Raw genomic sequence first — 24,023 nt, 5'->3', positions numbered from 1 at the left:
AACTACCAAACCGGCCCTTGCCCCCCTTTCGGCGGACACCGCAGCAGACATTCTCCCGGCGACTGAGACCGAATCCGTGATTGCGGCCAAGCCCATCCGGAAATCCAGTCGGGCAGCGGAGCCGGTCTCCGCCACCGAGGCGCCCGTCATTCCCCTAACGGACCAGCCACGCCTTCTGGTCCTTGACGGGCACTCCATGGCGTTCCGGGCGTTCTTCGCCCTGCCAGCGGACAAGTTCTCCACCGCGACGGGGCAGCACACCAATGCGATCCACGGGTTTACCTCCATGCTCATTAACTTGATCAAGGAGCAGAAGCCGACCCACGTGGCCGTAGCGTTTGACGTCTCGGACGACACCACCCACCGCAAGGCCGAGTACAGCGACTACAAAGGCGGACGCAACGAGACCCCGCGGGAGATGAGCGGCCAGATCGATCTCATCGACAAGGTGATGGGCGCGTGGGGAATCAAGACCATCAAGATGCCCGGCTATGAAGCTGATGACATCCTGGCAACCCTCGCCGCAATGGGTGAAGAGGCAGGCTTCGAGGTGCTTCTTGTGTCGGGCGACCGTGACGCTTTCCAGTTGATTACGGACAACGTTTTTGTGCTGTACCCCAGGAAGGGCGTGAGCGACATTCCCAGGATGGATGCAACGGCCATCCAGGAAAAGTACTTTGTCAGCCCCGCCCAGTATTCGGACCTCGCCGCCCTGGTGGGGGAGTCCGCGGACAACCTTCCGGGCGTCCCCGGCGTCGGCCCCAAAACGGCGGCCAAATGGATCAACCTGTACGGCGGCCTGGAGGGGGTCCTGGAGAACCTCGACGCGATCGGCGGAAAGGTAGGGGAGTCGCTCCGCGAAAACGTGGATGAGGTCAAGCGGAACCGGCGGCTGAACAGGCTCCACACGGACCTCGACCTCCCGGTGACGCTGGACGAGCTCGCGGATCCGCGCCCGGACCAGGCCGCCCTCGAGGAGCTGTTCGACGCCCTCGAATTCAAGACCATCCGGGCCCGGCTCTTTGCCCTCTACGGCAGTGAGGTTTCCGAAGCCGAGCGGGAAAGCCTCGAAACGCCGGACTTCGTGATCCCCTCGGACGCTGCCGAGCTGACCGCTTTCCTCGAGTCCGGGGCGGGCAAAAGTTCGGCCGTCGCCGTCGACCTCGTGCCCGGCAGGATCGTTGAGGATGCCGCCGCCCTGGCCATCGTCCATGACAACGGTGCCGCCTACATCGACCTCGCCAGCCAGGGCGCCGCTGAGGAGAACGTCCTGGCCGGCTGGCTCCGGGACGCCGGCGCGGCCAAGGTCATGCATGGTTACAAAGCGGCCCTCAAGGCACTTTCCAGCCGGGGTCTGAGCCTGGAAGGCGTGGTGGACGACACCTCAATATCCGGCTACCTCATCCAGCCGGACCGCCGCAGCTATGAACTCGCCGAACTGGCCCAGCACCACCTCAACCTCAGCGTCTCGGCCGAGGCTGCCAAGGCCGGCCAGCTGGAGTTGGCGTTCGACGGCGATGACGCCGCCGCCGGTGAGCTGGTCCACGTGGCCGCCGTCGTCCGGGCGCTGAGCCGGTACTTCGAGACGGAACTGGCCGAACGCAAGGCCCAGGACCTCCTGACCACCCTTGAGCTGCCTGTCAGCCGCGTTCTTTCCGACATGGAACTCGCGGGAATCGCCATCGACATGCCCCGCATGGACGAGCAACTGGCGGATCTCGCCAAGGTGATCGACAACGCCCAAGAACTTGCCTTCGCAGCGATCGGCCACGAGGTGAACCTCGGGTCACCCAAGCAGCTGCAGACCGTGCTCTTCGAGGAGCTGGGGCTGCCGAAGACCAAGAAGATCAAGTCCGGCTACACCACCGACGCCGCGTCGCTCAAGAACCTGCTGGAAAAGACCGGGCACGAATTCCTGGTCCAGCTCATGGCGCACCGCGAGTCCTCGAAGTTGCGCCAGATGCTGGAGTCGCTCAAGAAGTCCGTCACCGACGACGGCCGGATCCATACCACCTATGCGCAGAACGTCGCAGCCACGGGCCGGATCTCCTCCAATAACCCAAATCTGCAGAACATCCCCATCCGCAGCGAGGAGGGGCGGCGCGTCCGCGGCATCTTTGTGGTCAGCGAAGGCTATGACTGCCTGCTGTCCGCGGACTACTCGCAGATCGAAATGCGCATCATGGCCCACCTTTCGGGGGACGCCGGCCTGATCCAGGCTTACAAGGACGGCGAAGACCTGCACCGGTTCGTGGGCTCCAACATCTTCCACGTGCCCACCGACCAGGTGACCAGTGCGATGCGTTCGAAGGTCAAAGCCATGTCCTACGGCCTTGCCTACGGTCTGACGTCCTTCGGGCTCTCCAAGCAGCTTGAGATTTCCGTCGACGAGGCGCGGACCCTCATGAAGGAGTACTTCGACCGGTTCGGTGCCGTCCGCGATTACCTCCGCGGTGTGGTGGACCAGGCCAGGATCGACGGCTACACCTCCACCATCGAAGGGCGCCGCCGCTACCTCCCGGATCTCACCAGCACCGACCGCCAGCTGCGCGAGAACGCAGAGCGCATTGCGCTGAACTCGCCCATCCAGGGCTCGGCCGCTGACATCATCAAGCGGGCCATGCTGGGCGTCTCCGGAGCCCTTGCCGAACAGGGCCTGAAATCCCGGATGCTGCTGCAGGTCCATGATGAACTGGTCCTCGAGGTGGCCCATGGAGAGCGGGAGGCCGTGGAAAAGCTCGTGACCGAGCAGATGGGCTCTGCGGCCAGGCTGACCGTTCCGCTCGACGTCCAGATCGGCGTCGGCTCCAGTTGGTACGAGGCCGGGCACTAGGCATCCAGCCAGCGCGGCGCTGGGGTCCCCTCCGGGGGTCCCCGGGACCGCAAAATTTCAGGGGGAACAACACGTGGCAGAAAAGTACGAAATCCGGCGGTTCCGCGCGGCCGAAAAGGGTGAACCGGACTATGCGCTGGGAGCCGCCTGGCTGCGCGGCGTCGGCGTCGGGTTCTACGACGAGCGGCACAAGGACGAGTTCGTCGACAAGATCATGGCCATGTACCGGACGGACAACCGGGAGATGACCGGGGTTTACCAGACCGGCACCGTCGCCGCGCACTCCCTGTCGGCCGATATTCCGGTGGCAACCTTCGGGACCCTGCGCAAGCACCTGAACGTCGGCTACGGCCGGCAGCTCGAGGCGCAGCTGATCACCGCCGTGACCGTCCGCGGTACCCACCGCCGCCAGGGGCTCCTGCGGCGGATGATGACCGAGGACCTCGCCGCGTCGCGGGCGGACGGGCTCGCTATGGCCGCCCTGACGGCGTCGGAGGCCTCCATCTATGGCCGGTTCGGCTTCGGCGTCGCAACGTTTGAGCGCAGCATCAAGGTGAACACCGGCCCGCGGTTCCGGCTGCGGCACACCCCGACGGGCTCAGTGGAGATCGCCGACCGGAAGGTCCTGCTGGAACTGGCTCCGGTCGTGTTCGACCGCGTCCACCGGGCCACCCCGGGCTCCCTCGTGCGGCAGGACGCGTACCGGCAGCGGAGCTCGGGCACGCTCGGCCAGGACGGCGCGGAGGACGAATCAATCAGGTGCGCGCTGCACTACGACGCCGACGGCGCCGTGGACGGCTATGTCGCCTACAAGTTCTCCGGGTGGGACACCAAGCCCGCCGCCATGGAAGTCATCGACCTCGTGGCCGCCACCGAGTCCGGCTACCTGGAGCTGTGGCAGTTCCTCGGCAGCCTCGACCTCATCGACCGGGTCACCTGGGCCGAGGCGCCCGTGGACGACCCGCTGGCGTGGGCCCTGGAGGACCCGCGCTGCATCGAGTCCAGCGACAACGGCGACATGCTCTGGCTCCGGATTCTGGACACGGTCAAGGCCCTTGGCGCGCGGCGCTACTCCTCCGACGGCAGCCTGGTGCTGCGCGTCACCGACACCCTGGGGTTCGCGGCCGGCGTGTTCACCCTGACCGTGCGTGCCGGCGAAGCCAGCGTCGCGGCGGCCCCGGACGGCGCCGACCCGGAGCTGTCCCTCGACGTCGCGGAACTCGGATCGATCTATCTCGGCGCCGTCTGCCCGGTGACCCTGGCCGCCGCCGGGCGGATCACCGAGCACGCGTCCGGGGCGGCGCTGACAGCGAGACTTATGTTCGCCGTCGAGCGCGCACCGCACTGCCTGACGCATTTCTAGGCGGGTCCCGGCCGACCCGTTGCGCTTTGACCGGCGTTCCCGTATACGACTAGACTAAACGGGCGTGTACTACGTGCGCGCATCTACAATCCACAAATCAGGACGACCCGGCGAAATGCCGTGTTCTGTGCCCGTGTCGCCGACACGGGCGCAGCGGTTTGCCTGACCGACTAACTATCCACAACGGAGCCCCTACTACATGACCATCACCTCCACCGAGAAGCCCGGTACACCCGTAGTCGCCATTAACGACATCGGTACCGCTGAGGACTTCCTCGCAGCAGTCGACGCCACCATCAAGTACTTCAACGACGGAGACCTCGTCGAAGGTACCGTCGTCAAGGTCGACCGCGACGAAGTTCTGCTCGACATCGGTTACAAGACCGAAGGTGTCATTCCCTCCCGCGAGCTGTCCATCAAGCACGATGTTGATCCCGGAGACGTCGTCTCCGTTGGCGATCTCGTCGAAGCCCTGGTGCTCACCAAGGAAGACAAAGAAGGCCGCCTGATCCTCTCCAAGAAGCGCGCTCAGTACGAGCGTGCCTGGGGCGACATCGAGAAGGTCAAGGAAGAAGACGGTGTCGTCACCGGTACCGTCATCGAGGTTGTCAAGGGTGGTCTTATCCTCGACATCGGTCTGCGCGGCTTCCTGCCCGCATCCCTCGTCGAGATGCGCCGTGTGCGCGACCTTGCTCCGTACATCGGTCAGAAGATCGAAGCCAAAATCATCGAGCTGGACAAGAACCGCAACAACGTTGTGCTGTCCCGCCGTGCGTGGCTCGAGCAGACCCAGTCCGAGGTCCGCTCCACGTTCCTCAACAAGCTGGAAAAGGGCCAGGTTCGTCCCGGCGTCGTTTCCTCCATCGTCAACTTCGGTGCCTTCGTGGACCTGGGCGGCGTAGACGGCCTGGTTCACGTTTCCGAGCTGTCCTGGAAGCACATCGACCACCCGTCCGAGGTTGTCGAAGTTGGCCAGGAAGTCACCGTCGAGGTTCTCGAGGTCGACCTGGACCGCGAGCGTGTTTCCCTGTCGCTCAAGGCCACGCAGGAAGATCCGTGGCAGACCTTCGCCCGCACCCACGCCCTCGGGCAGGTTGTGCCGGGTAAGGTCACCAAGCTGGTTCCGTTCGGCGCGTTCGTTCGCGTTGAAGACGGCATCGAAGGCCTGGTCCACATCTCCGAGCTCGCCGTGCGCCACGTTGAGCTGGCCGAGCAGGTTGTCTCCGTTGGCGACGAGCTGTTCGTCAAGGTCATCGACATCGACCTCGAACGCCGCCGCATCTCGCTGTCCCTCAAGCAGGCCAACGAGGGCGTCGACGCCGAGTCCACCGAATTCGATCCGGCTCTCTACGGCATGGCCGCAGAGTACGACGAAGAGGGCAACTACAAGTACCCGGAGGGCTTCGATCCGGAGTCCAACGAGTGGCTTGAAGGCTACGAGACGCAGCGCGCCGTCTGGGAGCAGCAGTACGCTGACGCCCAGACCCGCTGGGAAGCCCACAAGAAGCAGGTTGCCCAGCACGCTGCCGACGACGCTGCAGCTGCAACGTCCGGTGAGAGCGACTCCGGCACCACCAGCTACTCCTCCGAGCCGGCTGCAGCCGAAACCAACACCGGTGGCGGCACGCTCGCTTCCGACGAGGCTCTTGCAGCACTGCGCGAGAAGCTGACCGGCAACTAATTGCCTCTGATCCTCAGGGAGTCCGCTCCCTGAGGCTTGGCAGTTGGTAGCTTGAAGTAGCACCGTGAAGGTGGCCGTCCCTGCGGGGGCGGCCACCTTTCGTTAAGGACATGCCCGCTCTTCCCTCCGCAGCGCGGACACAAGGGCACTATGCCCAGCCCTGGGTCCGTGCGCGGGGCATGCCCGGGGCTGCTTCCCCGGAGCACGGCCCGGAGCAGCTCATCCGGGTCGCGGCCAAGGTACTTGAGGGGAGCGGTGGATACCTGAGGGAAGGTTTCCTTCGTGGTTCGCGTCCTGGCCGGTTGCAGTTCCCCGATTCCGGCGAGTGCGCGCCGGAATCCTTGACGCCGTCGCGGCTTCGCGCTCAAACTAGGCGAGTCGAGAGCACGGAACACAGCGGGGGAGCGTTTCATGGGCAAGGAGTCGGGGAGTCCTCGGGCGACGGAATCAGCAGACACCGGCAACTGGCCGCGGGGGATTGGCGCCATCACTTTGTTCGTCGAGGATCTGCGTGGGGCCAAACGCTTCTACCAGGAGGTGTTCGGCCTGCCGGTGGCCTATGAAGATGAAGCTTCGGCCGTCTTCAAGTTCGAGAACACCATGATCAACCTGTTGAAAGCGTCCGACGCTCCGGAGCTCATCGGCCCCGCAAAGGTGGCTTCCCCCGAGGCGGGATCCCGGATACAGTTCACCATCGAGGTGGACGCCGTCGATGCCCTGTGCGCCGAACTCGCGGGCCGCGGCGTCGAACTCCTCAACGGACCGATGGACCGGCCCTGGGGGATCCGAACAGCCAGCTTCCGCGATCCAGGCGGCCACATCTGGGAAATTGCAGCCGCGCCCGCGTAGCCAGCGGGAGGACATGTCCAATCGCGGGCCACACCGATGGGCACAATGGGCATATGTCCAGCGCGTCTGGTCAGAGCGGGGCATGTCCAGCCGGGGGCCGCGGAGGAAGGCGTAGGACATGTCCAGTCGCGGGCCACGCCGATGGGCACAATGGGCATATGTCCAGCGGTTTAGGCCAGAGCGGGGCATGTCCAGCCGAGCGCGTGTGGTCAGAGCGGGGCATGTCCAGCCGTAGACCTCAGCGCAGCGGGATCCTGGCCCTGACCGGGACCGCTGCGGCATCCGTGGCTTCGCCTTGCTCGAACTGGGCGCCGGCCGAGCGCAGGAGAACCAGCGCCGCGGCATTGCCCGCCGTGGTGTCGGCCTCCAGCGCGGCAGCCCCGGTCGCGGCGGCCCGCTCAATCACCAGGCGCAGGGCCTCCCGTGCGATGCCCTGGCCACGGAAGCTGCGGCCCAGCCAGATTCCCGTTTCCAGCGAGTCCGCTCCGGTCCGCTGGAGCCGGATCGATCCTGCCAGCCTGCCGTCCGAGCTGATTGCCCAGCTTTTCTGCTGCGCGGGCCCGTCGAGCCCTGCGGCGGCGTGGTGGTACTCGCGGAACCAGCTGATCCGCTCGGAGTTCCAGCCGGAGGCGCTGCCCACGGGAGGTGTCACCTCGTCCGGGTCGGCGTCCTGGATGGCGACGGTCAGAAGCTGCTCCAGGACCGGTTCGGTGACGTCCACGAGCCGGACAGCGGCCGGGGAAGGCTCAGCCGAGGGGGACATCGATCCACTCCGTTTCTCCAGGCAGCAATGCAGCCGTTCCAGCGGACAGGGCGGCGACACGTTCCCCCGCCCGGGCCAGACCCGCCGGATCATCCGGCAGGGCAAGCCTCAGGACAGTAGTCTGCGCCTCATAACTGGTTTCGGCCATCACATAGCCTGCGGCGCGCAGCTCGTTCTCTAGGCGGCCGGCCGCCGTGTGCGGGACCGTCACCGCGCAGATCCGCAGCCGGCGGCGCTGCGCGAGCGGCGCCCGGTCCAGGGCAGCGGACACGGATTCGGAGTAGGCCCGGACCAGTCCGCCGGCGCCCAGCAGGATCCCGCCGAAATAGCGGACGACGACGGCGGTCACATCGCTGAGGTCCGTCAGACCCGGGGCGGTTTCGCGCTTCAGCAGCGCGTCGAGCATCGGGGTTCCCGCGGTGCCGGACGGCTCGCCGTCGTCGTTGGAGCGCTGCACGGCGCGGTCGGGACCGAGCACGAACGCGGAGCAGTGATGCCGTGCATCATGGAATTCCTTGCGCAGACCGGCGACGACGGCGCGGGCGCCCTCCTCATCCTCGGTGCGGTGCAGCACGGTGATGAAGCGGGAGCGTTTCACTTCGATCTCGTGGCGGAACTCCGGCCCCGCCGCAAGCGTCGTGTAAACCGTGGCCCTGCTCTCCGGGAAATCCGCTTCTTCAGCCACCGGATCAGTTTAGTCTGGAGGGGTGCTGAAAATCGGGTTGACGGGCGGCATCGCCTCAGGGAAGTCAGTGGCCGCCGCACGCCTGCGCGAACTCGGGGCCGTGGTGATCGACGCCGATGCCCTGGCCCGTGAGGTCGTGGAACCCGGAACGCCGGGACTCGCCAAGGTCGTGGCTGCCTTCAGCAAGGCCGTCCTGGCGCCCGACGGCGGCCTGGACCGGCCAAAGCTCGGCGCCCTCGTCTTCGGCAACCCGGAACGCCTCGCCGTGCTCAACAGCATCATCCACCCCCTCGTCAGGGAGCGTGCCGCAGCGCTGGCCGCCGCCGCTCCCAAAGGCGCAGTCGTGGTCCAGGACATCCCGCTCCTCGTCGAGACCGGCCAGGGCGCCAACTTCCATCTGGTGGTAGTGGTGGACGCCCCCGACGACGTCCGGGTGCAGCGCATGGTGCAGCACCGGCACATGACCCCCGCGGACGCCCGGGCCCGGATGGCGGCCCAGGCCACCAGGGCCGACCGGCTGGCGGCAGCCGACGCCGTCCTGGACAACTCTGGCGCCAAGGAGGAGCTACGGGACGCGGTGGACCGGCTCTGGAAATTCCGGCTGGCACCGTTTGCCGTGAACCTGACCAGGCACCGCCTCGCACCGCGGACCGGGGGGCCGGTACTGGCGCCCGCCAACCCGGACTGGCCCGCGCAGGCAACACGGCTCATCGCACGCCTGCGGACCGCCGCCGCCGGGGACCTCTTCAGCCTGGACCACGTAGGTTCCACGGCCGTCCCCGGACTCCCAGCGAAGGACATCCTGGACCTCCAGCTTGGCGTCGAGGACATGGCCGCCGCGGAGCGGATCGCGCCGCTGCTGGCCGACGCCGGCTTCCCCGCCTGGCCCGGCATCCTCTCCGACAACCCCAAGCCCTCCCACCCGGACCCGTCGGACTGGCCCAAGCGGCTGCACGGCAACGCGGACCCGGGCCGCGCGGTCAACCTCCACGTCCGCGCCGCGGGCTCCCCGGGCTGGCGCTTTGCGCTCTGCTTCCGGGACTGGCTGCGCGACGACGAAGCCGCCCGGGCCGACTACCTCGCCGAGAAGCGCCGGGTCGCCAAACTGCACGGCGTGGACAAATCCACCGCGCGCTACGCCGCCGACAAGGAAGCCTGGTTCACTGGGCACGCGGCCCCGCGGATGGAAGCGTGGGTGCAGCGCACCGGCTGGCACCCGCCGTCGTTCACCAGCCCCGGGCCGGAGACCGACGCGGACGGTACCGCCCAAAGCTGAATCAGGACTCCGTGTCAGGGGCCCGGCGGTAGATTAGTTACATGAGTCTTGCGCAGCAGATCAATCGTGTCGTGGCGCCCTTCGAGGTCATCAGCGAATTCCAGCCGGCCGGGGACCAGCCGGCCGCGATCGCGGAACTGACCGAGCGCATCAAGAACGGCGAGAAGGACGTGGTGCTGCTCGGCGCCACGGGCACCGGCAAGAGCGCGACGACGGCGTGGCTGATCGAACAGGTCCAGCGGCCCACCCTGGTTATGGTGCAAAATAAGACCCTCGCCGCGCAGCTCGTCAACGAATTCCGCGAACTGCTTCCCAACAACGCCGTCGAGTACTTCGTGTCCTACTACGACTACTACCAGCCGGAAGCCTACGTGGCGCAGACGGACACCTTCATCGAGAAGGACTCCTCCGTCAACGAGGAAGTCGAACGACTCCGGCACTCCGCCACCAACGCGCTGCTGACACGCCGCGACGTGATCGTGGTGGCCACGGTTTCCTGCATCTACGGCCTGGGCACCCCGGAGGAATACATCGCCGGCATGGTGACGCTGCGCAAGGGTGCCGAGATGAACCGGGACGACCTGCTCCGCAAGTTCGTCTCCATGCAGTATGCGCGCAACGACATGGACTTCCACCGCGGCACGTTCCGGGTCCGCGGCGACACCGTGGAAATCATTCCGATGTACGAGGAGCTGGCGATCCGGGTCGAGTTCTTCGGCGACGAGATCGAGAACATCTACACGCTGCACCCGCTCACCGGGGAGATCATCCGGGATGAGACCGAAATGTACGTCTTCCCTGCCTCGCACTACGTGGCCGGGCCGGAACGCATGGGCCGCGCGATCAAGCGGATCGAAGACGAGCTCGCCGAGCGGCTCCAGCTCCTGGAGAGCCAGAACAAGCTCGTGGAGGCGCAGCGCCTCAGGATGCGCACCACCTACGACCTGGAAATGATGCAGCAGATGGGCTTCTGCAACGGCATCGAGAACTACTCAAGCCACATCGACGCCCGCGCCCGCGGGACCGCGCCGCACTGCCTGATCGACTACTTCCCGGACGACTTCCTCCTGGTCATCGACGAATCACACGTCACCGTGCCGCAGATCGGCGCGATGTACGAGGGCGACATGTCCCGCAAGCGGAACCTCGTGGACCACGGCTTCCGGCTGCCCTCCGCGATGGACAACCGGCCACTGAAATGGGACGAGTTCCAGGACCGCGTGGGCCAGACTGTCTACCTCTCCGCCACGCCGGGCAAATACGAGCTCGGCAAGGCTGACGGCTTCGTACAGCAGATCATCCGGCCCACCGGACTGATCGACCCCGAGATCGTCGTCAAGCCCACCAAAGGCCAGATCGATGACCTGCTCGGTGAAATCAGGACCCGCACGGCAAAGAACGAGCGCGTCCTGGTCACCACCCTGACCAAGCGGATGGCCGAGGACCTCACCGACTATCTGCTGGGCCACGGCGTGAAAGTGGAATACCTGCACTCGGACGTGGACACCCTGCGCCGCGTGGAGCTGCTCCGCGAGCTCCGGATGGGCGTCTTCGACGTGCTGGTGGGCATCAACCTGCTCCGCGAAGGCCTGGACCTGCCCGAGGTATCGCTCGTCAGCATCCTGGACGCGGACAAGGAAGGCTTCCTGCGCTCGTCCACCTCGCTGATCCAGACCATCGGCCGTGCCGCGCGCAACGTATCCGGCCAGGTGCACATGTACGCGGACCGGATCACCGATTCCATGGCCCACGCCATCGACGAGACCAACCGCCGCCGCGCGATCCAGGTGGCCTACAACACCGAAAAGGGCATCGACCCGCAGCCGCTGCGGAAGAAGATCGCCGACATCACGGACCAGATCGCCAAAGAGGACGCCGACACCCGCGAACTCCTCGCCAGCGCGGGCAAGGCCCGCGGCAAGGGCAAGGGCTCGGACAAGATCCGCGCGGACGGACTCGCGGCGGCACCGGCCGAGGATCTGGTGGGATTGATCGAGCAGCTCACCGAACAGATGCACTCCGCCGCCGGGGAGCTCCAGTTCGAGCTCGCCGCGCGGCTCCGCGACGAAGTGGGGGAACTCAAGAAGGAACTGCGCCAGATGCAGTCCGCGGGGCACGCCTAGGGTATTGTTGGGCGGACGTAGGGGAGTATCCCAAGCGCTACGATCGTCAACACGCACGGCACAGATGCCCTGCCGGGCGTAGCGGGCAGCCAAGCAGAACCGGATTCGTTCCGGACACTCAGGCCAGTCGGAGAGACTTACACCGCACTGTCACACCCTGCGAAAGGTATCTTCGTGCCCGAACTTCCCGTCTGGTTTGAGATCGGCTCCTTTGTCGTTCTCGGCATCATCCTTGCCATTGACCTGCTGCTCGTCCTCAAACGTCCGCACGAGCCTTCCATGAAGGAAGCCGGCCTGTGGGTGTCCTTCTACATTGCCCTGGCCCTGGTCTTCGCCGGTGCCATGTTCGCCTTCACCGGCCCGGAATACGGCGGGCAGTTCCTCGCCGGCTGGGTGACGGAATACAGCCTCAGCATCGACAACCTCTTTGTCTTCATCATCATCATGGCCCGCTTCTCGGTACCCCGTAAGTACCAGCAGGAAGTCCTCATGGTCGGCATCATCATCGCGCTGATCCTCCGCGGCATCTTCATCCTGCTTGGCGCCATCGTGATCGAGCAGTTCAGCTGGGTCTTCTACATCTTCGGCGTCTTCCTGCTGTGGACCGCGTGGAAGCAGGCCCAGGACGACGGTGAGGACGAGGAGGACAAGGAAAACCCGCTCATCGCCCGGATCCGCAAGGTCCTGCCGATGTCGGAGAAGTTCGACGGCGGCAAGCTCCGCACTGTGGTCGACGGCAAGAAGGTCTTCACCCCGATGCTGATCGTCTTCGTCACGATCGGCCTGACGGACCTGCTCTTCGCGGTGGACTCCATCCCGGCGATCTTCGGCCTGACCCAGAGCGCGTTCATCGTATTCACCGCCAACATTTTCGCCCTGATGGGCCTGCGGCAGCTGTACTTCCTGCTCGGCGGCCTGATGACCCGCCTGATCTACCTCAAGCACGCACTCTCGGTGATCCTCGCGTTCATCGGCGTGAAGCTGGTCCTGCACGCCATGCACGTGAACGAACTGCCCTTCATCAACGGCGGCCAGCACATCGAGTGGGCCCCCGAGATCCCGACCTTCGTCTCGCTCGGCGTGATCATCGGCACCATTATCGTCGCCGTGATCGCCAGCCTGATCAGCTCCAAGGCCACGCAGTCGAAGCTTGACGCCCGGCTCGAAGAGGACTCCCGGAAGAGCCTGACCGACGCCGAGTAGGCCTCACGGTTCGGCTATGCTCGGACCGTGAAAATTTTCGACACTGCAGCATTCAACGGTACGGCGCTGGACCCGCAACGGGTCCAGCGCCGTACCGTTTGGGTGCTGAGCACCGCGCAGCTCCTCAGCGGCGTCGGCAGCGGCGCCAGCCTGTCCGTGGGGTCGCTGCTGGCCGTCCAGCTCTCCGGCTCGAACGCCTGGGCCGGCTCGGTCAGCACAATCATGACCCTCGGAGCCGCGGCGGCCGCCCTGCCCCTGGCCGGTCTGGCCGGCCGGCGCGGCCGGCGGGCCTCCCTCGTGACGGGGCTGCTCGCCGCCCTGGCCGGATCCGTGCTGGTGATCGTCTCCACGGTGACGGGCAGCTTCCCGGTGCTGCTGCTGGCCGCGGCCCTGCTGGGCCTCGGCACGGCCGCCAACCTGCAGGCCCGCTTCGCCGCCGTCGACCTCGCCGCTCCGGCCCGCCGCGGCCGGTCCCTGGCGATCGTGGTGTGGGCCGTGACCGTAGGCGCCGTCGCCGGGCCCAACCTGATCCGTCCCGGCGCCCTCGTGGGGGAGGCCCTCGGGCTGCCGGCACTGGCCGGACCCTTTGTGTTCTCGGCGGCGGGGCTGGCGCTGGCCGCGCTGCTGCTGTTCATCGGCCTGCGGCCGGACCCGCTGCTGCTGGCGGCCCGGCTCCGGGCAACCGGACAGCCCGCCGGCGGCGGCGCCGCGAGCACGACGGGGGCCGCCGCCAGCGGTGCTGACGGAGCCCCCCGGCGGCACGGCCTCCGTCACGGCATGCGCGCCATCCGGGCCTCGCCGCGGGCCGGACTGGCCCTCCTCGCCATCGTCGCCGCGCACGGCTGCATGGCCGCCGTGATGACAATGACACCCCTCCACCTGCAGCTGCTGAGCGAGGGCTCCCTGGCCGACATGCCCGCCGGCCACGCCCACGCGGCCAGCACCGACGTGCTGGTCCTGATCGGGTTCACCATCTCGCTGCACATTGCCGGGATGTACGCGCTCTCGCCGGTGATGGGCTGGCTGACTGACCGGGCCGGACGGCTTCCGGTCATCCTGCTGGGCCAGGCCCTGATCCTGCTCTCCGTCCTTGTGGCAGGCTTCGGCCAGGCAGCGCCGGTGCTGGTGACGGTTGGCCTGGTGCTGCTCGGGCTGGGCTGGTCCGCGGCCACGATCGCCGGTTCCACCCTGCTCGCCGAGAGCGTCGGCGCCGACGACCGCGTCCTCGTCCAGGGCGTCTCGGACACCATGATGGGGGTCGCCGGCGCCGTGGGAGCGGCGTTCTCCGGGCTGGTGATGAGCGGCGTCGGCTATCAGGGCCTCAACATGGCCGCAGCCGCCGTGGCCGCGGTGGTGTTCGCCACCGCCCTCCGCACGGCCGGTCAGGACCGCCGCGTGCAGGCGCGGGCTTAGGCACCGCAAGGGACCGCCGGGTTCAGTCCCGGACGGACCGGGTCAGGCCAAGGAGCCGGGCAAAGATGCCCTCGCCGTCGTCCGCGATGCCGTCATGGTGGAAGTCAGCGGACTCCCAGACCTGCAGGCCCCGGACGGCCGCGGCCGTCTCGAGCGACAGTTCGCGGTCGACGTAGATGTCGTCGGTGTAGACGGCAGCGGCCACCGGGACGGTGTTGAGCGCGAGCCGTTCCAGATCGTAGAGCGGGGGCCAGTCGTCCTTTTCGGCGAGGCGCCGGGCGACGTCGTGCAGCGGCCGGAGGGCGGGATCCTGCTCGAAGTACCAGGGGTAGACCATTTCTCCGGTGAGCAGCGGCTCGGGAGCCTCCGGGGAGAACTCCGGGAAATCCTGCAGCACCCGCCAGGCGGCCCAGTCCGTGGACTCGCCCTGGCCATAGATGGACTCGTGCATCAGCGCGTACAAGGGGTTGGCGGAACGTGACACGAGCCCGCGAACCTGGTCGAGGAACGCGTCCGAGAGGCGGTCCCCGCCGGGCGTGCCGACGAAGGCATCCTCCAGCAGGTGGTGCAGGGCATCCACCCTGGTGTTGCCGCCCAGGAAGGACCCCACCATCTGGAAGCGTTCCACGGTGAGCCGTTCGCCGTCGGGCAGGTATTCCTCCGTGTCGCGAAGGTGCCGGGCGATCCGGGTGACCGCAGCGCGGTCCTCGGGGTACAGGCCGAAGTATTCGGCGTTGCGGGCCGCCACCCGCTGGAAGGTGGCCCGGTAGACCCGGTCCGCGGGCCCGGCGAGGGGCGCGAGCCCGCCGGTGATCAGGGCTTCCCGCAGCCCCTCCGGGGCGAAGGAGAGATAGCTGAGGGCACAGAAACCGCCGTAGCTCTGCCCGTAGACCGTCCACGGCCCGGAGCCCAGCGCCAGCCGGATGGCCTCGGCATCGGCGACGATCGAGTCCGCCCGGAAGTGCCCAAGGTAGTCCGCCTGGTCGGCGTCGTTACCGCGCAGCGGCAGGGTGTTGCGGTCGACCGCGGCGGACAGGCCGGTGCCGCGCTGGTCCAGCATCAGGATGCGGAAGTCCTTGGCGGCGGCCTTGCTCCACCCGCCGAGCGCCGGGAGACGGTTGCCGCGTCCGCCCGGCCCGCCCTGCAGGTAGAGCAGCCACGGGAGCTGTGCGGCCTCGTCCTCGCTGTGGTCCGCGGAGACGTACTCGCGGGCAAAGACCGTGATCGTCTCGCCCGCCGGCGCGCCGCCGCGGAAGTGGTCAAGGGGCACTTCGAAGTAGTGCTCGGCCGTGCGCATCCCGCGGTATATGTGCCGCGCCTTGATGGTGTGCGGGACGCTCGGCGGCACGGCCTCCAGCAGGCCGGCGGCGGTCCCCGCCAGGGGACCGCCCGCCAGGGGACCGCCCGCATTGGGACGGCCCGCATTGGGACGGCCCGCATTGGGACGGCCCGCCAGGGAAAGCTCAGCCCGGGGCAGATCAGCCATGGGCCCGGACTTTCTGCGCGGTCCCGAACGCTTCCAGGGCCTCGCCGGTCAGCCGGAAGGTGGACCATTCCTCCATCGGGTTGGCCCCCAGCTTCTTGTAGAAGTTGATGGAGGGCTCGTTCCAGTCCAGGACGCTCCACTCGACGCGGGCGTAGCCGCGGTCGACCGCGGTCGCGGCGAGATGCTGCAGGAGCGCCTTGCCGTGCCCTTCGCCCCGGGCCTCGGGGAGCACGTACAGGTCCTCGAGATAGATGCCGTGGACGCCTTCCCAGGTGGAGTAGTTCAGGAACCAGAGGGCGAAGCCCCGGACCTCGCCGACCTCGTTCTCGGCCATCGCCGCGAACACCCGCGGCTGCTCACCGAACAGGGCCTCGGCAAGCATCTCCGGGGTGTTCCTGACGGCGTCCGGCTCCTTCTCGTAGACGGCCAGGTCATGGATCATCTGCAGGATATCGGGGACATCGTTCGCCGTCGCGGGCCGGATTACACTCATCACCCGAGTTTACTAGCGCCGGCCCGCTGATGCCGATCCGTTCGCGGGCCGCTACAGCCGGTTCACTTCCGTGACGCGCACGACGGCGGTTCCGGTCTCGTCCGAGGCCCCGAGGTCCACCTCCGCGGAGATGCCCCAGTCATGGTTGCCGGCCGGGTCCTCGAAGATCTGCCGGACCTTCCACCGGCCCGGCTCCTCGGTGATGATCAGCAGGCCCGGGCCGCGGGCATCCGGGCCGGTACCAATGTCGTCGTGTTCGTCGAAGTAGTCATCCAGCACGTCCTCCCACCGTTCCGCGTCCCAGCCGGAACCGGCGTCGAGTTCGCCGAGGGCGGTGGCATCCTCGTCCGCGAAGAGTTCCACCCGGCGGAACATCTCATTGCGGACCATCACTCGGAAGGCACGGACGTTGGAGGTCAGCGACGGCGGCGGCGGCGGGGGAGCGTCGTGCGGGGTCGGCGCCTTGCCGGAGGTCAGCTCCTCCCATTCATCGAGCAGGCTGGAGTCGACCTGGCGGACCAGCTCGCCGAGCCACGCAATCAGGTCCTCGAGGTCTTCGCGGAGAGCATCCTGCGGGACGGTCTGCCGCAGCGCCTTGAAACCGTCGGCAAGGTAGCGCAGCACGATGCCCTCGGAACGGGCCAGTCCGTAGAACTGGACAAACTCGCCGAAGTTCATCGCCCGTTCGTACATGTCCCGGACGATGGACTTGGGCGCGAGTTCGAAGTCGCCGATCCACGGGGCGGCCCGGCGGTAAACATCGAACGCCTCGCCGAGCAGCTCCGCGAGCGGCTGCGGGTAGCTGACCTCCTCGAGCATGGCCATGCGCTGGTCATAGTCGATGCCGTCGGCCTTCATCGCGCCGATCGCCTCGCCGCGCGCCTTCTTCAGCTGCGCGGACAGGATCTGCCGGGGCTTCTCCAGCGTGGACTCAATCACGGACACGACGTCGAGGGCATACGAGGGCGACTCCGGATCCAGCAGCTCCAGCGCCGCGAGGGCGAAGGGGGACAGCGGCTGGTTCAGGGCGAAGTTGGCCTGCAGGTGGACCGTCAGGCGGACCGTGCGGCCGTCCGCGCCCTGCTCCTGCACCGGGATCCGCTCCACCACCCCGGCGGCCAGGAGCTCCCGGTAGATGCCAAGGGCCTTCTTCATGAGCTGCAGCTGGGATGACCGCGGTTCATGGTTTTCGGTCAGCAGGCGGCGGGCGGCCTTGAACGGATCGCCCGGCCGTTCCATCAGGTTCATCAGCATCGCGTGGGTCACGCTGAAGCTGGACGTCAGCGGATCCGGGACCGACTCCACGAGGCGCTTGTAGGTCGGTTCGCCCCAGGACACGAAGCCCTCAGGCGGCTTCTTCTTGACCACCTGGCGGAGCTTCTTCTGGTCGTCGCCGAACTTCGCCGTGGCCTTGGCCATCGCCTTGACGTTCTCCGTGACATGCTCCGGGGCCTGCACGACGACGGTCCCGGCGGTGTCGTAGCCGGCCCGGCCGGCGCGGCCGGCGATCTGGTGGAACTCCCGGGAGTTCAGCAGCCGGGTGCGCACGCCGTCGTACTTGCTCAGCGCCGTGAGCAGCACGGTGCGGATGGGGACGTTGATGCCGACGCCGAGGGTGTCGGTACCGCAGATGACTTTCAGCAGCCCGGCCTGGGCGAGCTGCTCCACGAGCCGGCGGTATTTGGGCAGCATGCCGGCGTGGTGGACGCCGATGCCGTGCCGGACCAGCCGGTTGAGCGTCTTGCCGAAACCGGCCGCGAAGCGGAAACCGGCGATCAGCTCCGCGATTTTGTCCTTCTCCTCGCGGGTGCAGACGTTGATGCTCATCAGGTTCTGGGCCCGGTCGATCGCCTCCACCTGGCTGAAGTGCACCACGTAGACCGGGACCTGCTTGGTGGCGAGGAGTTCCTCGAGCGTCTCGTGCACGGGCGTCTGCTCGTAGTAGTAGTGCAGCGGGATGGGCCGCTCCATCGAACTGACGGTCGTCGTCGCCCGGCCGGTCAGCTCGGTGATGCCGGCCTCGAAGCGGCTCATGTCGCCGAGGGTGGCGGACATCAGCAGGAACTGCGCCTGGGGGAGTTCCAGCAGCGGGACCTGCCAGGCCCAGCCGCGCTGCGGGTCGGAGTAAAAGTGGAATTCGTCCATGATGACGGCGCCGAGCTCGGCGGCGGCGCCTTCGCGGAGGGCGATGTTGGCCAGGATTTCCGCCGTGCAGCAGATGATCGGGGCGTCCTGGTTGACGCCGGAGTCGCCGGTGATCATGCCCACGTTCTCGGCTCCGAAGATCTCGCACAGGGCGAAGAACTTCTCCGAGACGAGGGCCTTGATCGGTGCGGTGTAGTAACTGCGCTGTCCGCGGGCCATCGCCTGGAAGTGCACCGCGATCGCGACGAGGGACTTGCCCGATCCGGTGGGCGTCGCCAGGATGACGTTGGCGCCGGCGGCGAGCTCCATGACGGCCTCGTCCTGGGCGGTGTACAGGGCCAGCCCGCGGGTTTCCGTCCACTCGACAAAGCGGGTGTAGAGCTCGTCCGGGTCCAGGCCGGTCCGGCCGGGGACTCGGGCGGCCGGGGCGGGGAGCTGATCAACAAGTTTCATTGTTCACCAGCTTAGTGGCCGGAGCCGCGGCCCCGGCCCGCCCCGGGGACGCCGTCCCCGGGGCGGTCCGATCGGGTCGCGCGCCTCCTAGGCTGCCGTTCCGGCCGGGGTTAGGCTTCGGACGTCGCATCGTTTGCCGGTGACTGGAGGAAAGCAGTGAGATGGGATCCCGCCAAGTACGTGCAGTTCGGGGACTACCGGGACAGGGCGTACTTTGACCTGACGGCCCGGATCCATGCGGACGCGCCCCGGCACGTCGTCGACCTCGGCTGCGGTCCCGGGAACCTGACGGCCACCCTCGCCGAGCGCTGGCCCCAGGCCCAGGTCCTGGGCCTGGACTCCTCGGCGGACATGCTGGCCCAGGCTGTCGGCCTTGTGGAGCGGCTGCCCAATCTTTCCTTCGGCGAGGCGGATATCGCCGGCTGGATGCCCGCCGCCGAGACGGACGTCGTCGTCACCAACGCCGCGCTGCAGTGGGTTCCGGGCCACCGGGACATGCTGGCCCGCTGGCTGGCGGCGCTGAAGCCCGGCGCCTGGTTCGCGCTGCAGGTCCCCGGGAACTTCAATTCGCCCTCGCACACGCTGATGCGCGGGCTGGCGGAGTCCGCGGCGTGGGCGGGACGGCTCGCCGGGGTGCTGCGCCACGATGACGTTGTGGGCGAGCCGGACGACTACCTGGCCATCATGCTCGACGCCGGCTGCGACGCGGACGCGTGGGAGACGACGTACTTTCAGCTCCTCCCGGGCGCGAACCCCGTCCTGGAGTGGGTCCGCGGCACCGGACTCCGGCCCGTCCTCGCGGCGCTGTCCGCCGCGGACGCCAGTGAGTTTGAAGCCGAATACTCGGCGTTGCTGGCGGAGGCCTACCCGGCCGGTCCGCATGGCACCGTGTTCCCGTTCCGGCGGACATTCGCCGTGGCCCGGAAGCGGGCCTGACCCGCAGCCGGGGTTCCGGACCGGCGGACAGACCGGACAGCGTGTGACTACGGAGCACTGTGTGAGCGTGCTTACAATGTCGAGGCAGCGTGGGGGCGGCTGCCTTGGTCGATCCCGGTCCGTGCCCTGACGTAGCAATGGAGGTTCGGTGCTTATTGGTCTGACGGGCCGGCTGTTGGCCGCCCACAAGGGGACCGTGCTGGCCATCGTGGTCCTGCAGCTCGTGCAGACGACCGCGAACCTCCTCCTTCCTACCCTCAACGCGGCCATCATTGACAACGGGATCGTCGGCGGAAACATCCCGGAGATCCTGAACCTGGGTTCCTGGATGGCCGCGATCGCCTGCGTGCAGGTGGTGGCGGCGATCGCGGCCGGGTATCTCGGCGCCGTCGTGGCGATGGAGCTCGGCCGGAAACTGCGCGAAGAACTGTTTGCCAAGGTGCAGTCCATGTCCTCGCAGGAAGTCGGCGGCTTCGGCGCCGCCAGCCTGGTCACCAGGGCCACGAACGACGTCGCGCAGATCCAGAACCTCATGGTCCTCGTGTTCACGATGCTGGTCGCGGCGCCCGCCATCTTCATCGGCGGCATCGTGCTGGCCGTGCACCAGAACATCGCCTTGTCCGGCATCGTCGTCGCGATCATTCCGGTGCTGGCGGTCATCATGGTCCTGATCGTGCGCCGCCTGGTCCCGCTCTACCGCCAGGGCCAGGAACTCATCGACCGGATCAGCCGGGTGCTGCGTGAGCAGATCATCGGCGCCAACGTCATCCGGGGATTTGTCCGCCAAGGGCACGAAATGAGGCGCTTCGACGGGGCCAACCGGGATCTGACCCGGAACAACCTGCGTTCGGCGCTGCTGGTCGCGGGAATGATGCCGCTGGTCATGTTCGTGGTCAATCTGTCCTCGGTCGGTGTGGTCTGGTTCGGCGGGCACCGGATCCAGTCCGGCGACATGCGGCTGGGCGCGCTGACGGCGTTCATCGCCTACATCCTGCAGATCCTGATCGCGATCATGATGGCGATGTACGTCTTCATGACGGCGCCCCGCGCGGCAGCCTGCGCCGAACGGATCCAGGCGGTCCTGGACACGGCGCCGGCGATCACGGACGGCCCGGGCGGAGCGGCACCCGAGGGCAATGCCGTGGAGTTCCGCGACGTGTCCTTCGCGTACCCGGGCGCCGAGGCCCCGGTCCTCGACGGCGTCAGCTTCACGGCCGCTCCCGGGGCCGTGACGGCGGTCATCGGCGCCACCGGCAGCGGCAAGACCACCCTGCTGAACCTGCTGCCCAGATTCCTGGAGGCCACCGGCGGGCAGATAAGCATCGGCGGATGCGATGTGCGCGGCCTGCCCCTGGCGGCGCTGCGGAGCCTGGTCGCAGTCGTTCCCCAGCATTCGTATTTGTTCTCCGGAACGCTCGCCGGGAACCTGAGGATGGCGGCGCCCGCGGCGACGGACAAGGATCTCTGGCAGGCGCTGGACGCCGCGCAGGCCGCGGAGTTTGTCCGGGAGCTGCCGCTGGGCCTGGAGTCACCGGTGAGCCAGGGCGGCACGAACTTTTCCGGCGGTCAGCGGCAGCGGCTGTGCATCGCGCGCGCGCTGCTCCGCAGGTCTCCCGTGTACGTGTTCGACGACAGCTTTTCAGCGCTCGACTACGGCACGGACTACCGGCTCCGCGAGGCGATGGCGACGCTGCTGCGCACGGCTACCGTCCTGATCGTCGCCGAACGGGTCGCCACGATCGTGGACGCCGGACTGATCCTGGTCCTCGAAGACGGCCGGGTCGCGGCGCAGGGTACACATCAGGAGCTGATGGAGTCGTCGCCGAGTTACCGGGAGATCGCAGCGTCGCAGCTGGTGCTGGAGGAAACCCTGTGACCCGTGAACCGGCGCTCGACGCCGAGGCCGACGCACCCACCGCCCGTGACGCCCAGGACCAGCCCCTGGTGGACTCGACCCTGATGGACTCGCCCTCCGGCGGCGGCAACGAATCCCTCCCGGTGGTGTCCCCTGGGGATGCCGGGACCGGCGGCCGGTTCCGGTGGCGCACGGCCGGCCGGCTGTTGGGGCTGCTGCGGCCGTCGAAGTGGCGGATGGTCGGAGTCATCGCCGCGACCTGCGCCTTTGTGGTGCTCAATGTGGCGGCGCCGAAAATCCTGGGTGACGCCACCGACGTCATCGTCGAGGGTGTGGCCGGCGGATTCTTCGACCAGAAGAGACTGGGCGCCCTGCTGGCGGCCGTGTCCGTCATGTATCTGGGGGCTTCCCTCTTCAGCTGGATCCAGGGAGCCCTGACGGCCGTGGCGGTGCAGCGCCTGGGCTACGGTCTGAGGGCTTCGGTGGAGGAAAAGCTGCACGTCCTGCCGTCCAGCCACTTCGACGAGCAGCACCGTGGGGACGTTCTGAGCCGCGCCACGAACGACGTCGACAACATCGCCCAGGCGCTCAACCAGCTCCTCAACCAGCTGATCCTGTCGCTGCTGATGCTCTCCGGGGCCCTGGCCATGATGCTGTGGCTCTCCCCGGTCCTGGCCGTGATCGCGCTGGTCTCCGTCCCGGTGTCCACCCTCATCACTTTCCTAGTGGCCCGGAAATCCCAGGCCCATTTCACCGAGCAGTGGGGGAGCACGGGCGAGCTGAACGCACAGCTGGAGGAGTTCTTCACCGGCCACGAGGTCATCAAGGCCTTCGGACGGCAGGACGCAGCCGCGGCCAGTTTCAAGGCCGGCAACGACAAGCTGTGCCGGTCCAGTACCCGCGCCCAGTACGTGTCCGGCGTCGTGCAGCCCCTCATGGTCCTGGTGTCCAACCTCAACTATGTCGCGGTCGCCGTCGTCGGCGCGCTCCAGGTCCTGTCCGGCGCCCTGACCATCGGCGGCCTCCAGGCCTTCTTCCAGTTCAGCAGGCTCTTCAGCCAGCCGATGGGTCAGATCGGCGGCATGCTGACGCTCATGCAGTCCTGCCTCGTGTCGGCCGGTCGGGTCTTTGAGCTCCTCGACGCACCGGAGATCCCGCCGGAACCTGCCCCGCGTCCGGCGGCGGGTGCGGGGGCGGGGGCAGGGGCCTCCGCTGCGGCGTCCGCCGGCGGGCCTGCCGGCAGCGGGGATCCGGCGCCCCGGGCCGTCGGCCGGGTGACGTTTGAGCGTGTCACCTTTGGCTACCGCCCCGGCTCGCCCGTGGTCCGGGACCTGTCCTTCGCCGTGGAGCCGGGGCAGACCGTTGCGATCGTGGGGCACACCGGCGCCGGCAAGACCACCGTGGTGAACCTCCTGATGCGGTTCTACGAACTGGATTCCGGCCGGATCACGGTCGACGGGGCGGACATCGCGGCGCTCCCGCGCGATGAACTGCGGGCCAACTTCGGCACGGTGCTGCAGGACACGTGGCTGTTCACCGGGACCATCCGGGACAACATCGAGTACGGCCGCCCCGGCGCGGGCGACGGCGAAATTGTGGCCGCGGCGCAGGCCAGCCACGTGGACCCGTTCGTCCGGGCCCTGCCCGGCGGCTACGCCACGATGCTCGGCAACGACGGCGACTCGCTGAGCCGCGGCCAGCGCCAGCTCATCTCGATCGCCAGGGCACAGCTGGCCGGGCGGAGCATCCTGGTCCTCGACGAGGCCACCAGCTCGGTCGACAGCCGCACCGAGGCGCAGATCCGGCAGGCCATGCGGCGGCTCCGGCAGGGACGCACCAGCTTCGTCATAGCCCACCGCTTGTCCACCGTCCGGGACGCTGATCTAATTCTCGTCATGGACCAAGGACAGATCGTTGAACAGGGCACCCACCGGCAACTCATGGCCAGGGGCGGGCTGTACCTGAATCTGTACGAGGCGCAGTTCGCCCGCCGCGAACACCGCAACCCCACTCGGGAGCCCGGACAGTGACCCCCACCGAGACGTCCATCACACCGTTCCCCGGGGCCTGGCGGCCCAACCCGGGCAGCTCCGTGCCGCTGTTCGAACAGCTCCGGCTCAACATTATTGAACGGGCGGACAACGGCACCCTTGCGCCCGGGACCAAGCTTCCTGCCGTCCGGAGCCTGGCCGGTGAACTCGGCGTCGCGCCGCATACCGTGGCCCGGGCCTACAAGGAACTGGAGGCGGCCGGCGTCGTGCTGACCAGGGGCCGGAACGGCACGGTGGTGTGCGCCCGGGACGAGGCCTGGAGTTCGCTCTCCGCCGCCGCCGCCGAGTTCGCCGCCGCCGCAAAGGCCCAGGGCGCCAGCTTCGCCGAGGCCGTGCAACTGCTCGCGGCCGCCTACGACCGCGAGTAGCGCACCATTAACACAATGGGCGGCCGGACCCGGCCGGCGGCACGGCC

The 24,023-nt window shown here is 67.8% G+C and carries 17 protein-coding genes; 12 read left to right on the top strand and 5 right to left on the bottom strand.

The window, feature by feature from the left end; translation table 11 throughout:
* The first annotated feature begins 196 nt into the window (after positions 1–196).
* From polA to ACZYZ5_RS15120, 4 genes are all read left to right on the top strand, one after another.
* A complete protein-coding gene (polA, locus tag ACZYZ5_RS15135; protein ID WP_463902760.1) occupies positions 197–2,833 on the top strand; it encodes a DNA polymerase I in 2,637 nt (878 codons plus the stop codon).
* A gap of 73 nt (positions 2,834–2,906) precedes the next feature.
* Positions 2,907–4,196 carry a GNAT family N-acetyltransferase gene (locus ACZYZ5_RS15130; RefSeq protein ID WP_463902721.1) on the top strand — a complete coding sequence of 430 codons (1,290 nt, stop codon included), beginning with the start codon at positions 2,907–2,909 and terminating at the stop codon, positions 4,194–4,196.
* A gap of 199 nt (positions 4,197–4,395) precedes the next feature.
* Complete coding sequence (gene rpsA, locus ACZYZ5_RS15125) at positions 4,396–5,877, top strand: 30S ribosomal protein S1 (protein ID WP_463902719.1); 1,482 nt, start codon at positions 4,396–4,398, stop codon at positions 5,875–5,877.
* 411 nt (positions 5,878–6,288) lie between these two features.
* A complete protein-coding gene (locus ACZYZ5_RS15120; protein WP_463902717.1) occupies positions 6,289–6,726 on the top strand; it encodes a VOC family protein in 438 nt (145 codons plus the stop codon).
* A gap of 238 nt (positions 6,727–6,964) precedes the next feature.
* Here ACZYZ5_RS15120 and ACZYZ5_RS15115 read toward each other — a convergent pair whose 3' ends face one another.
* Together ACZYZ5_RS15115 and ACZYZ5_RS15110 are read right to left on the bottom strand one after the other, a co-directional pair.
* Positions 6,965–7,489, bottom strand: a complete 525-nt coding sequence (locus tag ACZYZ5_RS15115; protein ID WP_463902716.1) for a GNAT family N-acetyltransferase — start codon at positions 7,487–7,489, stop codon at positions 6,965–6,967.
* On the bottom strand, positions 7,473–8,174 hold the full coding sequence (locus ACZYZ5_RS15110; protein WP_463902715.1) for an IMPACT family protein: 702 nt from the start codon (positions 8,172–8,174) through the stop codon (positions 7,473–7,475). The genes ACZYZ5_RS15115 and ACZYZ5_RS15110 overlap by 17 nt, the downstream gene beginning before the upstream one ends.
* A gap of 22 nt (positions 8,175–8,196) precedes the next feature.
* On the opposite strand from ACZYZ5_RS15110, the gene coaE reads away from it, so the two are divergent.
* From coaE to ACZYZ5_RS15090, 4 genes are all read left to right on the top strand, one after another.
* On the top strand, positions 8,197–9,450 hold the full coding sequence (gene coaE, locus ACZYZ5_RS15105; protein WP_463902713.1) for a dephospho-CoA kinase: 1,254 nt from the start codon (positions 8,197–8,199) through the stop codon (positions 9,448–9,450).
* Between the two features lie 41 nt (positions 9,451–9,491).
* The gene (gene uvrB / locus ACZYZ5_RS15100; RefSeq protein ID WP_463902712.1) at positions 9,492–11,573 is read left to right on the top strand and encodes an excinuclease ABC subunit UvrB; all 2,082 of its coding nucleotides are present in this window, start codon (positions 9,492–9,494) and stop codon (positions 11,571–11,573) included.
* A 174-nt stretch (positions 11,574–11,747) separates the two neighbouring features.
* A complete protein-coding gene (locus ACZYZ5_RS15095; protein ID WP_463902710.1) occupies positions 11,748–12,776 on the top strand; it encodes a TerC family protein in 1,029 nt (342 codons plus the stop codon).
* A 27-nt stretch (positions 12,777–12,803) separates the two neighbouring features.
* Positions 12,804–14,189: an MFS transporter gene (locus tag ACZYZ5_RS15090; RefSeq protein ID WP_463902709.1), complete on the top strand. Its 1,386-nt coding sequence runs from the start codon at positions 12,804–12,806 to the stop codon at positions 14,187–14,189.
* A gap of 22 nt (positions 14,190–14,211) precedes the next feature.
* On the opposite strand, the gene ACZYZ5_RS15085 is transcribed toward ACZYZ5_RS15090, so the two are convergent.
* The 3 genes from ACZYZ5_RS15085 to ACZYZ5_RS15075 form a co-directional block, all read right to left on the bottom strand.
* Complete coding sequence (locus ACZYZ5_RS15085) at positions 14,212–15,486, bottom strand: alpha/beta fold hydrolase (RefSeq protein ID WP_463902758.1); 1,275 nt, start codon at positions 15,484–15,486, stop codon at positions 14,212–14,214.
* A 181-nt stretch (positions 15,487–15,667) separates the two neighbouring features.
* Positions 15,668–16,168: a GNAT family N-acetyltransferase gene (locus ACZYZ5_RS15080; RefSeq protein WP_463902707.1), complete on the bottom strand. Its 501-nt coding sequence runs from the start codon at positions 16,166–16,168 to the stop codon at positions 15,668–15,670.
* A gap of 51 nt (positions 16,169–16,219) precedes the next feature.
* Complete coding sequence (locus tag ACZYZ5_RS15075; protein ID WP_463902705.1) at positions 16,220–18,766, bottom strand: DEAD/DEAH box helicase; 2,547 nt, start codon at positions 18,764–18,766, stop codon at positions 16,220–16,222.
* Positions 18,767–18,922: 156 nt separating this feature from the next.
* Between ACZYZ5_RS15075 and ACZYZ5_RS15070 the strand changes: the two genes are divergently transcribed.
* The 4 genes from ACZYZ5_RS15070 (at position 18,923) to ACZYZ5_RS15055 (ending at position 23,976) form a co-directional block, all read left to right on the top strand.
* On the top strand, positions 18,923–19,702 hold the full coding sequence (locus tag ACZYZ5_RS15070) for a trans-aconitate 2-methyltransferase (protein WP_463902703.1): 780 nt from the start codon (positions 18,923–18,925) through the stop codon (positions 19,700–19,702).
* A 148-nt stretch (positions 19,703–19,850) separates the two neighbouring features.
* A complete protein-coding gene (locus ACZYZ5_RS15065) occupies positions 19,851–21,578 on the top strand; it encodes an ABC transporter ATP-binding protein (protein ID WP_463902702.1) in 1,728 nt (575 codons plus the stop codon).
* Positions 21,579–21,793: 215 nt separating this feature from the next.
* The gene (locus ACZYZ5_RS15060) at positions 21,794–23,587 is read left to right on the top strand and encodes an ABC transporter ATP-binding protein (protein ID WP_463902757.1); all 1,794 of its coding nucleotides are present in this window, start codon (positions 21,794–21,796) and stop codon (positions 23,585–23,587) included.
* A 17-nt stretch (positions 23,588–23,604) separates the two neighbouring features.
* Positions 23,605–23,976: a GntR family transcriptional regulator gene (locus tag ACZYZ5_RS15055; protein ID WP_463902756.1), complete on the top strand. Its 372-nt coding sequence runs from the start codon at positions 23,605–23,607 to the stop codon at positions 23,974–23,976.
* Positions 23,977–24,023 lie beyond the last annotated feature (47 nt).

It is taken from the genome of Pseudarthrobacter ribosi (genome assembly GCF_055412865.1).
Note: the sequence above shows the minus strand (reverse complement) of the source record. Positions and strands in the feature narration are given on the sequence as shown.

Excerpts from the sequence above, each read along its gene's own strand:
- ACZYZ5_RS15080 (WP_463902707.1), bottom strand. The coding sequence starts at position 16,168 with ATGAGTGTAATCCGGCCCGCGACGGCGAACGATGTCCCCGATATCCTG.
- ACZYZ5_RS15085 (WP_463902758.1), bottom strand. The coding sequence starts at position 15,486 with ATGCGCACGGCCGAGCACTACTTCGAAGTGCCCCTTGACCACTTCCGC.
- ACZYZ5_RS15060 (WP_463902757.1), top strand. The coding sequence starts at position 21,794 with ATGGTCGGAGTCATCGCCGCGACCTGCGCCTTTGTGGTGCTCAATGTG.
- rpsA (WP_463902719.1), top strand. The coding sequence starts at position 4,396 with ATGACCATCACCTCCACCGAGAAGCCCGGTACACCCGTAGTCGCCATT.
- ACZYZ5_RS15115 (WP_463902716.1), bottom strand. The coding sequence starts at position 7,489 with ATGTCCCCCTCGGCTGAGCCTTCCCCGGCCGCTGTCCGGCTCGTGGAC.
- uvrB (WP_463902712.1), top strand. The coding sequence starts at position 9,492 with ATGAGTCTTGCGCAGCAGATCAATCGTGTCGTGGCGCCCTTCGAGGTC.
- ACZYZ5_RS15075 (WP_463902705.1), bottom strand. The coding sequence starts at position 18,766 with ATGAAACTTGTTGATCAGCTCCCCGCCCCGGCCGCCCGAGTCCCCGGC.
- polA (WP_463902760.1), top strand. The coding sequence starts at position 197 with ATGGCGTTCCGGGCGTTCTTCGCCCTGCCAGCGGACAAGTTCTCCACC.
- ACZYZ5_RS15120 (WP_463902717.1), top strand. The coding sequence starts at position 6,289 with ATGGGCAAGGAGTCGGGGAGTCCTCGGGCGACGGAATCAGCAGACACC.